This window comes from Candidatus Bathyarchaeota archaeon (genome assembly GCA_025059045.1).
Classification (GTDB): Archaea; Thermoproteota; Bathyarchaeia; order Bathyarchaeales; family DTEX01; genus JANXEA01.
Genome location: JANXEA010000008.1, coordinates 145,289 through 162,292, shown reverse-complemented (window position 1 = coordinate 162,292; position 17,004 = coordinate 145,289). Strand labels below are relative to the sequence as shown.

At 42.0% G+C, this 17,004-nt stretch carries 10 protein-coding genes; 5 read left to right on the top strand and 5 right to left on the bottom strand.

What is annotated here, in order from left to right; all coding sequences use genetic code 11:
- Positions 1 to 31: 31 nt before the first annotated feature.
- On the bottom strand, positions 32 to 2,293 hold the full coding sequence (locus NZ952_02895) for an alpha-xylosidase (GenBank protein ID MCS7120136.1): 2,262 nt from the start codon (positions 2,291 to 2,293) through the stop codon (positions 32 to 34).
- A gap of 289 nt (positions 2,294 to 2,582) precedes the next feature.
- On the opposite strand from NZ952_02895, the gene NZ952_02890 reads away from it, so the two are divergent.
- The gene (locus NZ952_02890) at positions 2,583 to 3,647 is read left to right on the top strand and encodes a hypothetical protein (protein MCS7120135.1); all 1,065 of its coding nucleotides are present in this window, start codon (positions 2,583 to 2,585) and stop codon (positions 3,645 to 3,647) included.
- A 77-nt stretch (positions 3,648 to 3,724) separates the two neighbouring features.
- On the opposite strand, the gene NZ952_02885 is transcribed toward NZ952_02890, so the two are convergent.
- Positions 3,725 to 4,876, bottom strand: coding sequence for a hypothetical protein (locus tag NZ952_02885; GenBank protein ID MCS7120134.1), 1,152 nt, complete (start codon positions 4,874 to 4,876; stop codon positions 3,725 to 3,727).
- Positions 4,877 to 5,075: 199 nt separating this feature from the next.
- Between NZ952_02885 and NZ952_02880 the strand changes: the two genes are divergently transcribed.
- From NZ952_02880 to NZ952_02865, 4 genes are read left to right on the top strand one after another with little or no spacing between them, the layout of a single operon-like run.
- Positions 5,076 to 7,769 carry a glycoside hydrolase family 78 protein gene (locus NZ952_02880; protein MCS7120133.1) on the top strand — a complete coding sequence of 898 codons (2,694 nt, stop codon included), beginning with the start codon at positions 5,076 to 5,078 and terminating at the stop codon, positions 7,767 to 7,769.
- Positions 7,770 to 7,798: 29 nt separating this feature from the next.
- Positions 7,799 to 8,461: an aspartate/glutamate racemase family protein gene (locus NZ952_02875; protein MCS7120132.1), complete on the top strand. Its 663-nt coding sequence runs from the start codon at positions 7,799 to 7,801 to the stop codon at positions 8,459 to 8,461.
- A 43-nt stretch (positions 8,462 to 8,504) separates the two neighbouring features.
- Positions 8,505 to 9,770: a RuBisCO large subunit C-terminal-like domain-containing protein gene (locus tag NZ952_02870; GenBank protein ID MCS7120131.1), complete on the top strand. Its 1,266-nt coding sequence runs from the start codon at positions 8,505 to 8,507 to the stop codon at positions 9,768 to 9,770.
- A 7-nt stretch (positions 9,771 to 9,777) separates the two neighbouring features.
- Entirely contained in the window at positions 9,778 to 11,178 is a 1,401-nt protein-coding gene (locus NZ952_02865; GenBank protein ID MCS7120130.1) for a four-carbon acid sugar kinase family protein, read from the top strand.
- Between the two features lies 1 nt (position 11,179).
- Here the strand turns inward: NZ952_02865 and NZ952_02860 are convergent, their stop codons facing one another.
- From NZ952_02860 to NZ952_02850, 3 genes are read right to left on the bottom strand one after another with little or no spacing between them, the layout of a single operon-like run.
- Positions 11,180 to 12,343, bottom strand: coding sequence for a hypothetical protein (locus NZ952_02860; protein ID MCS7120129.1), 1,164 nt, complete (start codon positions 12,341 to 12,343; stop codon positions 11,180 to 11,182).
- Between the two features lie 22 nt (positions 12,344 to 12,365).
- Positions 12,366 to 13,760, bottom strand: a complete 1,395-nt coding sequence (locus NZ952_02855) for an alpha-L-fucosidase (GenBank protein MCS7120128.1) — start codon at positions 13,758 to 13,760, stop codon at positions 12,366 to 12,368.
- Positions 13,761 to 13,793: 33 nt separating this feature from the next.
- A complete protein-coding gene (locus tag NZ952_02850) occupies positions 13,794 to 16,937 on the bottom strand; it encodes a DUF4981 domain-containing protein (GenBank protein ID MCS7120127.1) in 3,144 nt (1,047 codons plus the stop codon).
- Positions 16,938 to 17,004: the final 67 nt, after the last annotated feature.

The window sequence follows — 17,004 nt, the reverse complement described above, 5'->3', positions numbered from 1 at the left end:
CTAAAGACATTTACGGCTATCTGGGTTAAAGTTACTCAAGCCCAGTAACCCTCCCAAGAATGGAATGAGAGAATCCAGTGTAGGAGGAATCGAAAGCAAGATCAACCGCATCCGAAAGGGTCATTTCATCTGTACATTGAACAATCTTCGGATACACCTTGATTGTTGAGCCTGTTTTGGCATAAACAGGTATCCTTGATAGAGGACACTTGACATTCTTCAGCAGGATTGGGCCTTGGATTGTGCTCCCTGTCCAGATGTCTGTCCATTCGCCAGCTGGCAAATAGACATCTCTTATCCCCTCAGGGTTCAGAATCGGAGCAACAAGTAAAGAGTCTCCACAATAAAATTCATCGTCGATGAACCATGAGAATGGGTCATCGCTATGATGGAATATTAATGCGCGAAAAATTGGAAGACCTGTCTTAATAACTTTTCTACATTCATTAAAGAGGTACGGGATTATGGCGTACCTAAGCCTAAGCCACTTTCGGACAAGGGAGGCCACCTCGGGATACTCATATGGCTCTCTAGGGGAAGTGCCGTGATATCTAAAGTGGGATGTAAATGTTGCTACTTGTGTCCACCTCAAGTATAATGTGCTGTCAGGCCAGCTGTTCATGAAGTTTGGCACCCCGTGAAATCCTGGGACATCATGGCTCCAGAAAGCGAAACCTGAAACCCCAAGATGTAAACCGCCTCTAATTGTACCCGCAAGACCATCCCATGTGCATGCGCTATCACCTCCCCAATGAACAGGGAAACGTTGGCAACCAGCCCAACCTGCTCTAGCCCAAATAATCCCCTCACCCTTCACCTTCTCGGTAATCTCGAACGCCGCCCTTTGGTAAAGCAGGCAATAGATGTTGCGTAAGAGATTCGCTGGCATTCCATGATATTCGGCATCCATATCGATTGTCTCCCCAAAGTCAGCCTTGATCACTGAAGCGCCCATCTCGAGAAGATTCCTTAACAAACCCTGATACCAGACGATCGCCTCTGGATTTGTGAAGTCTATAGTGGTGGAGAAGTCTTCAGCACCTTCAAGATTCTTTCGCTTTGGAGGCAAGTATCCATTCTTCGATGCGAATTCAAAAAGTTCAGTATCCCGTCCAACTGAGGGGAGCTGCCATAATGATATTCTAAACCCAAGTCGACGCATCTCATCCATAAACTCTTTTGGATTAGGAAACCTTTCGGGGCTGAACTTCCAATCGCACTTCCAGTCCCTACTGAACCATCCTGTATCTAAATGAATCACATCACATGGGAATTCTTCACTTCTAAGTCTTCCAGCCACTCTTCTGACCTCATCAGCTGAGAAGTAGCTCATCCTACTCATCCATACCCCAAGAGACCACAGGGGAACTGGTCTAGGAAAGCCTGTGATGCGGCGATAGTTTCTAACAATACTCTCAACACTGCCGCCGCCAATAAAGAAGAGATCGATCCAGTCATCCTCAAGGAGAGCTTGGACCGCCCTAGTTGAAATGTCCGCAAATGATAAGCGCATACTTGAAGTGGTAGCCGTGAACAATCCATATGGTCGGCTTGAAACATAGAAGGGCACATTTTTATATGACCTCCTATTATTCACGCCTAGGGCATCTACATTTTCCAGTACGATAGTTTTTCCTGCAAGATTCATTCTTGAAAAACGTTCTCCTGTTCCCGCAAACTTTTCATCGTTTTTGGCATGCAATGAAAAGAAAGAACGATGAGCGGATCCGTTACGTTCAATAAATCCCAGACTAATAGACTCCCATTGATCAGGTGTGAATAAATCCCAAGCCATGAATGGGACGGAGACATTTCCATCAGGGAAAATGGTTGCTTCAAAAGACTCTGGAGGCGGACCTATTAGATTACTCCACTTTTTGACAGGTCTCTCAAGCGTTCTAATTGACATCCTCAACATACCATTAGAATCAAATATGTCCCATCCAAATTCAGTCGCAACAGGAAACAAGTCCTCCTGTTTTAAAGAAGGATCCCACTCAAACATTGGGTTATCCTCATCCCGAGGCAGTTTCCCACCAAATGCGATGGAAACGCGAACTATATCGCTACCGTAAGCCATGACTCGCAAATTATAACTCCTGCGATTTACTCCCTCCATAATAGCGAGACCGTTTTTTCTTCTTTCCATTGCTTCAAATGGGACGCTAAGGGTCACTACACCGCTCCTGGCATGGATAGATACCGGTCTACATGCATGCCAAACTATGTCCTTTGAGGCCAACGGATCATCAAGATCTAAAAAATCGTATACGAAATAGTTCTTCTGCTTCATCCTGAATCACATCCGCAAATAACAATATCATGTACATCTTAAAAATTAGGTTCATGCTTAAATATAGTCAATCATACAAGCGGCAAGTGAAATACCATTTATCTTTAACAGCAATAAATACTAATTTACCTAGCAAGTTTTTACATTAGGTAGGTCTGTCTGAAGATTCATCAAAGCTCGTCCTGAAACAGTTTCAAGGTAATCATGATAATTTTTTGGTTGAGACGTTTGAGATAAAATAAATTAGTAGGCGCGTTTTTATTCGTTATCATTTGCCACGGTGACCCCATTGCTCGAATTTAAAGAAGATTGGAAAGAAGCAAGAGATAGGCTTTCAGCTTGGTGGCTCGGCGAGGATATTAATCGACCAATCTTAGCAATTTATGCGCCAAAAGAGACAGTGGTGAGAAAGAAAGTACGCGCACCTAAAACATTCATGGAAAGGCGAACTAATATTGATTATAGGATCCGTAATTCTGAAATCAGGATGAGAAACACATTTTTTGGAGGAGAAGCATTTCCATTAATCAATACTGAGATTGGACCAGGAGACTTAGCGCTCTACTTAGGAGCAGAACCTATCTTCCGAGAAGATGCAAAAACTGTTTGGTACAAACCAGTAATCTCAGATCTTGACCTAGATAAACACCTTGAATTTGACCCGGAAAATAAGTGGTGGAAATTTCATTGCGATTTTATTGTTCAAGCCTCCAAGCGTAGTTTTGGGCGATACCTAATAGGAATGCCTGATTTAATAGAGGGTTTGGACACTCTCGCCCAACTAAGAGGACATGAGAAACTGTTAGTCGATCTATTTAAACGTCCAAAATGGGTGCATGCGAGGCTAGAGGAGATCACGGAACTCTATTTCATCTACTACAATCATTTTTATGAAAAGATTAAGGATGACGTTGGAGGCAATGCGTTCTCTGTTTATAGGATCTGGGCTCCTGGAAGAACAAGTAAGGTTCAAAGCGACATAAGCGCGTTCCTGTCTCCAAGAATGTTTAAGGAGTTTGTGGATCCATACCTTCGCAGACAGTGTAGCCAATTAGACTTTGTTCTTTATCATCTTGACGGCCCAAATGCTATTCAACATCTTGATATTTTGCTAAAGATTCCGGAAATCACCATGATTCAGTGGGTTCCGGGAGCTGGTGAAGAGCCGCCAGAATCCCAAAAATGGAGACCCTTGTACAAGAAGATCCTTGAAGCTGGCAAATCTATCTGGCTTCACGTTCCATTCAACTGTGTGGAAAATATGATTGCTACGCTTAATAGTAAAAGGCTCTTCATAATAGCTGATGCACCGACAGAAATGGAGGCGAAAAAGCTACTCCAAAAATTATCATGAAAAACTGTGAAACCATAGAACATTTTTCTGGTTCAACTAACCTTGCATTCTCGTGGCGAGCATTTTTTTACTTACTTTCATCGTGTTGTCCATCCACAGATTTCTTTTAGCAGAGAAACTAGGTATACAAAGTTTTCGAATGGTACATCAGGTGGGACAGCATGATCTACTCCTGGAAAATATCCCTTCCTCTTAACTAAAATTGGAACTTTCGAGAGAACTTCCTCTTCTAAAGCATCCTTAGTTTGAGAGAGTTTTCTTTTGTCGATCCCGCCGCTCATAACTAGAGATGGATATTTCTTGCCCAGCTCTACTACATTAATGCCTGATGCCGCTTCGCAGGGCTTAACCCATGATATGCCAAAATCCAGCCAAACTGGTATAAGACTATCAATATTTCCGTCACTATCAACACCAATAATCTTTGTTCCGTGGTCTCTAAAGAATTTTGTGAGTTCTCTGTATGCTGGACCCATATACTTTCTTGCGGCATCAGGACTTATCATTGGGCCCTTCTTATAGGCTATATCCTCATTCATCATTACATAATCAATTTCTAAATCCTCAAACGCTTTTCGCAATGTTTCAATATGAAACTCGGCGCACATATCCATTATTTCTTTAATGAATTCGGGCTCGCGATATATTCCGACGGCGATACCCGTAAGTCCAATCAGGTCACGTGTCCACCAGAAAGGGCCTCTTATAGTAGCGCTAAGAAGATAATTTCTTTTCTTATGTTTTCTTACGAATTCATCCCAGTCTTTTGGATATCTTCTAGGATCCCGCGGATAATAGCGTTTCTTGATTTTTTCCAGGTCTAATCTATTTTTGACTGGGAAGTCGATGAAAACTCTTGTAGCAAATCCGCTCCATCCATCCTCCCAATCTTCTTTTAATCCCATCTGAGTTATGCCTAAGCTATCGACCCAAAACCTGTATCTTTCATCCTCTTTAACTTTCCTAAATCTAAAAGGTGGGATAGGTCCAATGTTGACCTTTGAAGGGTTGGGTTCCCATTTGAACCCTTCGCTTGGGAACGAGCATATCTCAACAGACTTAAGAATACAATCCTTTAATCCTAAATATTCAATAACATTTGCATTTTCCGGTAATCCCTCTCTAACCCATCTATTTTTCGTCGCGGGTCTAGCGTCGCCTATAGCGAGAGGAATCTTATCAGGGTTGCCAAATAAGGCGACTTCGAAGAATCTTTCCCTTTCATTCATGTTTTTACCGAAGAATCAATTTAATGATAATGATATAAATATAAACTTTTCAATTCAAAAGCAAATTCGCCTAACAATAAATAATTTACATTTACATGAATGTGAAAAATGAAGATAATTGCAAATGAAATATGATAAAGCCGCTTGATTGGCATAAGCCTTTTATGTAATAGACATTTAGTCTCATCGGTGAATCTCTATGGAAGAAAATAGTCTCATACCTCCTCCAACTGAACTATTCTGCGAATACGCTGTGAATCCTCTCGGAGTAGACGTGGCTAAACCTCGTTTATCGTGGACATTGAACCATGAAGAACGTGGTCGAATGCAATCCGCTTACCAAATATTGGTCGCCTCTTGGCAGGAGAACATATTCAATGATGTTGGAGATATGTGGGATAGCGGAAAGGTTTACTCAAATAAATCTACTAATATTGAATATGGAGGAAAACTTCTTGAAAGTTGCAAAACCTACTACTGGAAAGTAAGATGGTGGGATGACAAAGGAAGGATTAGCCCTTGGAGCAAGATTGCAACTTTTGAGACAGGCATACTTCATCAAGAAGAATGGAAAGCTAGATGGATCTCTGGCGGAAATCTTCTTAGGCATAGGTTTATTTTGAATGGAAAGGTGAAATCAGCAAGAGCCTACGTCAGCGGCCTGGGATACTATGAGCTGAGAATAAATGGTGAAAAAGTAGGCGATAGACACCTTGATCCAGCCTGGACTGATTATGAAAAAGTTGTACTATATTCAACATATGATGTTTCAAACATGTTGAGAGATGGAGAAAATGTTGTCGGTATAATTCTTGGAAATGGAAGATACAATGTCAAGCCTCATAGAAGAAATTCATTCAAACACTACGGAGACCCTAGAGCTATACTCCAGATGAGAATAGAATTGACCAATGGAGAACAAGTGCTTATCACGACTAACGAGGAATGGAGAGCTGCTAAGGGTCCGATTCTTGAAGATGATATTTATGACGGTGAAACCTATGATGCAAGACTGGAACCCAAAGGCTGGGATCTGTGGGGGTATGATGACTCAGAATGGGATCAAGCAAAAATTGTAGACCCCCCTGGCGGTAGATTAGTCTCGCAAGCAACCTTCCCGCCCATAAGAGCTATTAGGACCGTACAACCGGTAAACATAACTAATCCGAAGCCTGGAGTATTCGTATTCGACTTTGGACAAAACTTTACAGGATGGGTAAGAATCATAGTATCAGGTGCCAGAGGGACTGTGGTCAAATTAAGGTTCGCTGAGATCCTAAATTCTGATGGAACAATAAATACGGCACCGAATGTCAGAGCCGCATGCACCGATACCTATATCCTGCGCGGTGAAGGTCTAGAAGTTTATGAGCCAAGATTCACCTATCATGGATTCAGGTATGTTGAGGTCACCGGTTTCCCAGGTGTACCAAACATCTTCACTCTTCAAGGAATAGTTGTCCACACAGACGTTAGACCTAGTGGTAGTTTTCTATGCTCAAATCAGCTCGTAAATAGCATTCATAAAAACATACTGTGGAGCCAATTAAGCAACTTAATGAGTATCCCGACGGATTGCCCACAACGGGCCGAGCGAATGGGCTGGCTTGGAGATGCACAGCTAACAGCGGAAGAGGCAATTTACAACTTCTATCTTGATATGGCGTCTTTCTATACAAAGTGGCTTAGAGACATTGCGTTATCGCAGAAGGAAGATGGTAGCCTGCCTGATGTTGCCCCTCCATATTGGAACTTTTATCCAGCAGATCCAGCCTGGGGAACCGCCTGCATAATCATACCATGGAACTTATTCCTCTACTATGGAGATGTAAGAGTCCTCCAGGAAAACTATGGAGTCATGAAAAAATGGGTTGACTTCCTGAACAGTAAGGCGGAAGACTATATATTAAAATTCAGTAAGTACGGAGACTGGTGTCAACCAGGACAGGTAAGATCGTCAATTACACCTGGAGAGGTTGTGTCAACACTATGCTATTATGAAGACATATTATTGCTGTCAAATATTGCGAGAATAATTGGAAAAGAGGACGAATCGAAAAAATATATGGAAATGGCTGAAAAGATCAAGGAGTCATTCAATAAGAAGTACCTTAAAGACGGATATTACCAACCGTTAAAAGAGATTTTGGAATCTACCACTACCGCCGCGTTCAGCCAAACGGCAAACTGCATCCCTCTATTCTTAGACATTACACCCCCAGAATTTAGAGAATCGGTGCTTAAGAAGCTCATCGACGATATAACTAGGGTTCATGACTACCATATTAACACAGGGATAATAGGCACAAGATACTTGTTAGAGACTTTAACAAAATTCGGACATGCTGAAACTGCATACAGAATTTTAACTCAGACCACATACCCGAGCTGGGGGTACATGATCAAGGAGGGAGCGACAACACTGTGGGAAAGATGGGAATTTCTTGCTGGTGCAGGAATGAACTCACACAACCATATAATGTTTGGCAGTATAGATGTATGGCTTTATAAAGCAATTGCTGGTATTAATGCTGATCCAGAAAATCCCGGTTTCGAAAAAATAGTTATTAAACCACAATTTATCAAAGACCTTAATCATGCTGGTGCCTCAATAAATACGCATAGAGGTCTAATTGTTTCAAAATGGTGGCGAGATGTTAACTCGCTAATGATGGAGATATCTATTCCAGTAAATAGCAAAGCTGAAGTTCACATTCCGTTGTTAGACAAGAATCAAATAATTAAAGAAAATGAGAAAGTAATCTGGAGAGAAGGACAATTCATATGCGACCTGCCAGAGATAACGTTCAACAGGATTGAGACGGACCGCATCGTTCTAAACGTCGGCTCAGGAAACTACCACTTTAAAATTGAGTGCTTAAGCAAGTTCTGACTTTCCAGAGTGAGGGGGCGAATGAATATTTGGTATGCGTTGCCGCGATCTATACTGGCCAAGGGCTTATGGAAATTATGCGGAAGATCTTCGCTGAAGAATTTCCGGACTGCCAACTCATTAACATTTTAGATGACAGCATTATAAGAGAAGTGATGCTTCACGGCGGTGTGACACCATTCATCGCTAGGCGTCTAATATCATACTTCTTTCTTGCAGTTGATGCTGGCGCCGACATAATACTTAATACATGCTCATCTGTAGGCGAGGTGGTGGATATTGCAAGACCAATCATTGAGAAACCAATAGTGAGAATAGACGAACCCATGGCGGAAGAAGCTGTGAAAAATTTTTCAGTGATAGGTGTCTTGGCTACAGTGAGATCTACACTTACCCCAACGATCAATCTGCTAAAGAAAAAGGCTCTCGAAGAGAACAAGGATATCTCAATAATCCAGGGGTTGGCTGAGGGAGCATATCAGGCGCTGATGAATGGTCTTCCAGAGATGCATGACAAACTTATAATGGAGACAGCTTCTCGGATTTCCGAAAAAGCTGAAGTAATAGTTTTGGCGCAGGGATCCATGACGAGAATAGAGAGAGTGCTCGCCGAAAATACTGGAAAACCAGTATTGTCAAGCCCTAGGCTTGCAGTTAGGACAATAAAAAATATGGTTAATTGTTCCAAATAAGTGCTGATTTTTATATTCATCCAAGTTGGTGAGTGGTGGCGAATTGAGGATAATAGATGAAATAATTCTGCCAGAAGATCCTGAAATAGAGAAATATGTGGTTGCAACCTACTTCGTAAGAACCAAGGAGCGATCTGTAATCGAGCTCGCATACAAAATGGCTAATGAGCAGACTGTAGGTGAATGGATAAAACTATCGACTGCGGAAGAAGACGTTGATTTAAAACCCTTTAAGGGTAAAGTCTTAAGCGTATGGGAGTGCCCTGATATAGAGAATGAAAACTTTAGAGAGTCCGACATAAAACAATGCATAATTCAGTTGGCTATCCCCAGCAAAAACTTTGGAGGGCAGATTCCAATGCTTCTCTCATCTATTTTCGGGAATATCTGTCACCTAGGCAGCATAAAACTAATTGACATCGCATTACCAAGAGATCTTGTAGATCAACTTCCAGGACCCAATTTCGGAATAGATGGTTTAAGGGAACTGCTGGGAATTTCAAAACGGCCCTTATTAAGTACTACACTTAAACCGCCAACTGGATACTCGCCGAAAGTGGGTGCACATCTACTATACGAAGCCGCGGTCGGCGGATCCGACATTATTAAGGACGACGAGGTTATGGGCGATACTGTTTTTTCGCCGGTAATAGAGAGGGTTAAAGTGTATGCTGAGAGCCTGAAAAAGGCAATTAAGGAGACTGGTGAAGAGAAAATTTACGCAGTGAATGTTACAGATCACCCTGAGAGATGTATCAGAAAAGCTGAGAAGGCAGTTAAAAATGGCGCCAGCGCGCTGATGATTAATTTTTTGTCAGCTGGCATAAGTCTCATTAGCTCATTAGCCCGGAACAAAAAAGTGAATGTTCCCATACTAGCTCACCTTAACTTTGGCGGAGTCTATTATGCCAGCCCATACCACGGCATAAGTTCTCATCTCGTCTATGGTAAGATTGCACGTTTAGCCGGGTCAGACATGGTGATGCTTCCGAACCCATATGGTAAGTTTGGGGTTCAATATGAGAAGTTTGCTCGGGCAGTCGCGGGTCTCCGAGGTTCGCTTTTCAATAAGAAACGTACATTTCCATTCGTTGGCGGATCAATTAAAGCTAATTTGCTTCCAAAACTTTTCGAGATTCTCGGATTTGACTTTGGGATAGGTGTGGGCGGAGCGGTCTTTCATCATCCACTAGGCGTAACCGCAGGTGCAAAGGCTTTTAGACAGGCTATTGACATCCTGGTGGAGAAGGGAAAATTTGACGGGTCGGAGAAAGATTTCGCCGAGCTAAAGGCTGCACTCGAGATGTGAGGCTGCGATGGATCCACTCTTATCATTTTACGGTGACGATTTTACGGGATCCATGGCATTGGCGGAAACCTTGACGGTTTCTGGAATGCCAACTATAGTCCTAACTGATGCAAAAGAGGCGAATTTTATACGTGAGCATTTTCCAAAAGCTAGAGCCATAGGCATAGCTGGAACATCGAGATCCATGCGCTCAGATGAAATGAGAAGTCATCTTCCACCCATCTTCGAAAAGATGAAGTCCTATGGCACCCCAATTTACATATATAAAATATGTTCCACCTTTGACTCATCTAAGGAGATAGGAAATATAGGGTTAGCTATAGAGATTGCTATGAAAATTTTTTCCCCTGATTTTGTACCTCTGATACCAGCGGCGCCAAAATTTAATAGGTTTACAATTTTCGGAAACCATTACGCTGCGTTTACAAATGGACAAATTTATCGGCTTGATAGGCATCCTTCATTGCGAAATCATCCAGTTACCCCCATGCATGAATCAGATCTAAGATTATGCTTATCAGAACAGACGACGATAAAAACCGGATTGATAAACATTTTAGACATTAGGAAAGGAAAAAAGCACATACTTCGCCAAATAGATCGATTAAAAGAATTATCCGCATCAATCATCATCTTTGATTGTTTATCAAATCGTGACATGAAGATCATTTGCGAAGTACTCTGGAGTCTACGGCGCGATAAACCATTGTTCATAGTTGGGTCTCAAGAACTCGGTTATGGATTCGGGAAAATCTGGGCTGATCTTGGGATAACTAGGATGGCATTAGAACAGTCTAGGCATCGGCTGTCTGCAAAGAAGCCTATTCTGGTTGTATCGGGAACATGTTCGCCTAATACTGAGAGACAGATTGATTATGCTGTAAAAATGGGTTTTAGAGAGATACCATTATGCCCGACAAGTATCCTTGACGCATCCGAAAGGGAGCGTGAAATGAATAGGGTTGTTCAGGAAGCTATCACCTTCTTAAAGCGCGGTGTATCAGTTATCATACATTCAGCGAAGGGAATGAAGGATCCGAGAATAGAGTTTATGAAAAGAAAAATTGAGGAAGCATGCATAGAGTATAGTGAGGCTAATGAATTGCTGGGTTTGGGGCTCGGCGAAATCACTTTAGAAATCATAGAGAAGACTAAAATCAGGAGAATCGTGATATGTGGTGGAGATACAGCTGGTATGATACAAAGTCGACTAGGTATCAAAGCACTTCAAATAGCTAAGCCAATTGGAATAGCTGCTCCGCTCTGCTATGTATACAGCGACAGCGACGTTATTAATGGACTTGAGATAGCATTTAAGGGGGGTCAAGCGGGCGACATTGATTACTTTAGCAGAGTATTAGCCGCAAAGACAGTTGACTTTGGTGAGGCAACTATCGGTTCCATCTAGCCTATAATGGTATATCGTACTCGCCTAGATTAAGCGGGTATTTGCCGTATTTTCGAACAAGCTTTATGACAAAATCGTATCTCCATCCTGAAATATTACTGGGGACCGAGTGATCGGACTGGAAGATGTATCCGCCTCCTTTTGCGGCATTCAGCTTTCGAAGCACAATTGCTTTCAATTCATCTGCGCTTTTGGTCGCCCAATCAATCACATCCATGTTTCCACAAAAACCAATTTTATGCCCGTATTTCCTCCGTAGTTCAATAACATCTAATCCGGCCTTCGCTTCAAGCGGATTCAGCGCATCAACCTTTATTTCTATAAAATCTTCTATTACTCGTGATATGTTGCCGCATCCGTGATAGATGACTGGTAAGCCATATTTGTGGCAAAGATCCACTATCTCCTTTACTCCTGGCTTAAAATACTCACGCCAATATGATGGAGAATAGAACATGTCCTTTGTATAAGCGAAGTCACCCCATATTACTATTCCATCCAGTAAACCTTCTGCAGCCTTGATTTGCGCTTCAGCTATTCCTAGAGCAAATTCATTTGCCCTTTCTATTACTCGCCCAAATCTTTCAGGGTATCGCGCAATCCAAAGGAGCATATTTCTCCTTCCAACCAAACGTGTCAAGAGCTCGTTCGCTTCACAAACGCTTCCGTAAACAGGAAAGTGTGTGTATAAAGATCTAACCGTCTCAATCCAAGGAGGCAAATTCGTCTGAAAGGTATCCCCGACACCTGCGATCTGATTGTCTCCGCCCGAAAAGTATCTTCTTTTGTCCCATGGATCATCATACTCGAATTTTTCAGCCTTTTCAATTGTATCAATACTAAACTCTAGGAAGGCGGGCATGGGATCCGCAAACTTTTTACGTATAACAGCTTCAAAACCAGTTCGAACAGTTACCCCTTCATTATCCATTTGTATTATCTCAAACTGCTTTATGTGTGGATCCATGTTAGGTATTGTTACGATCCAGTCTAAGTCGTAGTATCGATATATATCTGTGCCGTCTGGAAGGTTAAATTCTTTACACCATCTTTTTATGAAGCTGCTCCAAAATGAGTCGCTTATGGGTACTCTGTCAGGCTCTTCATGATGTAGGCACTTATCCATCCTCTTCTTTTTTAGTAGACATTTTTTGCCTCGTCTCATCCTAAATTTGTCTCCCTAAACTCTAGAGGTAGTCTAATAAAATTTTTAAAGTATACGCATAATTGCAAGGTTTTACTCTTGGCATACACACGTTTAATCCTTCATCATTCTGCGTCCACCTCAACTTTTTGTCCAGACCAAGCAAAGTGACTTCATGAACCTTAACATCAGACTTTTTCAATGAATTAATCGTAATATTGTGTCCAGGCCATTCCAAAAGGATCGCGTATAATGTGTTAGATTTGCGGGTGAAACGTATATCACCAGGTTTGTAACTGCCAATGGTCTCCTCCCTTACGATATCGCCCGAGAACTGTGTTGGGCCCTCCCCATATATACGCCATGGTCTAGATCCGTAAATGGCCTCTCCATTTATTCTTAACCATTCACCAATTTCCAAAAGTATTTTCTTAACTTCCTCTGGAATCTCGCCATCAGATTTTGGCGTAATATTTAATAGTAATACGCCATTTTTGCTTACAACATCGACTAGCTGAGCAATTATTCTCCCTGGATCCTTAAAATTTGGATTCTGAACGTAGCACCAGGATTTCCAATCGATCGAATCGTCTTCCATCCAAACATACTCTTTTAGATTGTTCATTCTCGATCTTTCTACGGTTACAACCCCGACACCCGCTGGAAGATCCTGGCACTTATATGTGACAACACCGTGCTGGCCTAGTCTTCCAATTCTATCATAATAATATTCAACTACCTCCTCTCTATATTTTTCGTCAATAATGTTAAGCCTGCTGTCAAAGTATATGATGTCTGGAGCATATTTGTCTATAACCTCCATAATTTTCTTCATCCATAGTGTCTGAAAATTGTTGTCGGGCAGAATTGAAGGGTTTATTCCAAAGGCACATCTAGGCGCTCTAGGCCCGTAAAGTCCAGAATAAATTGGGTTTGAGGCATCTACTGTCTCATCGTCTGTTGGGTACCACCCCCAATTCCAGTGATGGTGGAAAGTTGTAATGAATTTTAGCCCCATTTTTTTAACAGCGTTGCACACCTCGCTTACGATGTCCCTTTCTGGCCCCATTTTGCCTGCGCACCAATCTGTGTGGTCGCTATCCCACATTGCAAAGCCATCAGCATGTTCAGCTACAACTCCGGCGAATTTTGCGCCTGACTCAAGAAAGATGTTGCACCATTCATCGGCATCAAATTTCTCCGCTTTAAAAAGAGGAATAAAATCCTTATATCCAAACTTTGATGGATGCCCAAACTTCTCTATATGATACCTGTTCGCTTTATGCCCATCAACATACATGTTATGTGAGTACCATTCATTATCAAATGCAGGTACACAGTAAACTCCAAAATGGCAATAGATGCCGAATTTGGCATCTTTGAACCATTCTGGCACTCTCCAACTTATGGAGGACCAGTTGAGTTTGAAGGTTTCCATATCTCTCGTAGGGCATTTGAACTATTACTCTATTTAAGAATTGTCGGAAAAGGAGATTCTTTGCTTACTTAAAACCATTGGATCATCAGTTGGTGATAGAGGTCTCATTCTAAGACTAAAATATGTAGGCTCAGGCTTAATTAGATACTTTGGCAACGTATCTGGACCGCAACTTCCTCCACCAACACCCGACTGCTTATAGTCTAAATTCACTGTAATATCCTCTCGCCTAACAAGATCGCAGGTGCGTTTTGCATTAGCTAAGTCCTCTGTCCTATAGTGGAGAGCTGTCACCTCAAGAATTGGCATGCCCACGATAAGAAGACCGAATCCAGACTCATCTGTAAATGATACCCACCTTACATCTGTTTTGTTACCGTTCTCCTGCGGCTTTATATAAGGAACAAACTGTTCATCAACCGTACTTCTATATACGCCTATGGCGGCTCCCTCCTTTCTGTCCCAATAATTCTCGTGGGGTCCGCGGCCATACCACGTCATGATATTATATTTACCGGGAATTTCGGCCTGTAGCCCTATTCTAGGTAGGTGTGGAGGTAATCCGTGGAGGGGGTTAACCTCTACATCAATTATCACGTCGCCGCTCCCACAAATATTATAATTGTAGATGCATTCGAACCTTTCAGAACCTTCTATAGTTCTAAGTAATGTTTTAGCCTCTATTGTTAAACGTCTTTCAGAAGCTGTCTTAATTCTAACATATTCAGTTACGTGTCTAAGATTTTCAAGACCAGCAGCGCGCCAAGCAACTGCCAATCTTGGCGCATCATTATCCAATGGAGCCCGCCAAACATTAAGCTTGGGTCCACGCCTGATTAATTCAATGTTGCGGTATTGGAAAGAGGAGATGGTCGCTTCACATTTATCGAAGACTAAAGAGAAATTTCTTCCCCGTGCTATTATTGTGTCTTCAGTCTCAACGAGTTCCAATGGCGGCATAGATTCGACAGATATGCATGGACCGGGTGACTCGAGTGGTAGTTTAAACTGATCCCAACCGACTTCATGACCCTTGTCAGCCCAGAAAGTAGGCTCCCTAAGTTTAAATCGTACAGTAAGCCAATACTCAGCCCCCGGAGTTACATTAACAATCTTGTATGGAACTCTGACAATTACGCTTTCATGTGGCTCCACATCTAATTTGGGTAGACATCCGTTTTCCAAAAGATTGGCATCCTCATAAAGTTCCCAAAAACAGTCTAAGACATTCAGGTTCAGAAAATCGTACTCATTGGTTATCTTCAGTAATCCGTCTTTGAGGTCTACCGGTTCGACAGCTATAGGTTGCTGTATCTTTTTGCATTCCCAGAGTGCTGGGTGAGGTTCGCGGTTAGGCCAGACAAGACCATTAATACAGAAATTCTTATGAGTCGGTTTATCGCCGAAGTCGCCCCCATACGCCCAATATTCAATACCTTCTGGAGTTTTTCTCTTCAATCCTTGATCAACCCAGTCCCATATGAATCCCCCGCAGATCCGACTATATTTTCTAATTAATTCCCAGTATTCTTTCAGATTGCCAGTGCTATTTCCCATTGAATGGGCGTATTCACACATTATTATTGGTCTCTCATCCTCCGGGTCCTCGGCTAACTGTCTTAGATACTCAAGAGTTGGATACATCACGCTTATTACATCAACTATTCGGGGAATTTTCCCTCTTGCATAAACTGTTCTCTCATAGTGGACTGGTCTTGTGGGATCGTATTCATGTACCCAGGCCGCCATTGCTGTATGGTTAGCCCCTATACCAGACTCGTTTCCAAGAGACCACATTATAATACATGGGTGGTTCTTGTCTCTTTCAACCATGCCTACTACTCGGTCCATAAATGCCGGCAGCCATTCTGGATCATCAGCCGGATCCTTCCATGAATACGTCCTCAACCTTTTACCATGGTCGGCTAATCCGTGGCATTCGATGTTAGCCTCGTCAATAACATAAATGCCGTATTCGTCACACAGGTCATACCATATTGGATGATTAGGATAATGTGATGTCCTGACAGCGTTAAAATTGAATTGTTTCATCAATTTGATGTCCTTGATCATCGATTCGACGGTGATTGCGTGACCGCGCTCATCGTCATGCTCATGTCTGTTTACACCCTTTAATGTAATTGGCTTACCGTTTAACAATATTTTACCATTCTTTATCTCAACCTGCCGAAATCCGACTTTACAACTTTCATATTCAATAACCTGACCAGATGAATCTCTTAACATTATTACAAGTGTGTAGAGAACCGGGGTTTCAGCAGACCACTTTTCAGGATTTTTTACCTCCTTTTCCACATCGTAAATTATTTCTCGTTTCGGAGTGATCTTTTCTATGGTACATCTCAGAGGTTCGGTGAAAACATTTTTTCCGTAGGGGTCGATAAGCTTAAATTCTACGATGTAATTATTGACTTCTAGATCTGAATAGTTTTTAATGTTGACACGTAACTTTAAGGTTGCATTCCTGTACTCGCTGTCTAATTGTGTTATAACAAAAAAGTCACGTATGTGAACCTGGGGGCAACAGTAAACGTAAACGTCACGGTATATTCCGCTTAATCGCCACATATCCTGATCTTCTAGATAGCTTCCGTCGCTCCAACGAAAAACTTCCACAGCTACCACATTTTCTCCATCATATACATAGGAGGAAATATCGAACTCTGCGGGCAGACGACTGTCCTGACTGTACCCTATAAATTTTCCATTAATCCACACGTAGAAAGCCGAGTCAACGCCCTCAAAGACTAGGAAGATTTTCTTGCCAACCCACTCTTTTGGGATGTTGAAGACTCTACGGTAGAGTCCCGTGGGGTTCCAGTCCTGTGGAACATGAGGTGGATCTGGTTTAAAAACGTATCCTGATGCAACATAATATGGTTTGTCGTAACCTAACATTTGCCAATTACTCGGAACCGGGATTTCGTCCCACTCATCTGTTTTAAACTCAGGCTTGTAAAATCCGTCAGGAACATTTATCGGGCTCTCATATAGCCTAAATTTCCATAGACCATTAAGAGAAAGAAACCATGAAGAATTTGTCCGTTCACATTTAATGGCTTCCCACTCATTTGGGTATGGCATCAATGTTGCATGTGGCGGCTCTTTGCCCCTGTCAAAAATCTTCTGATTTTCCCAGTCATGTACTCCTTTCATGAATTTCCCGTTCAATTTTCAGAATATTTAAATCTTTGTCCATGCGACAACATCGTTTTTAATATAA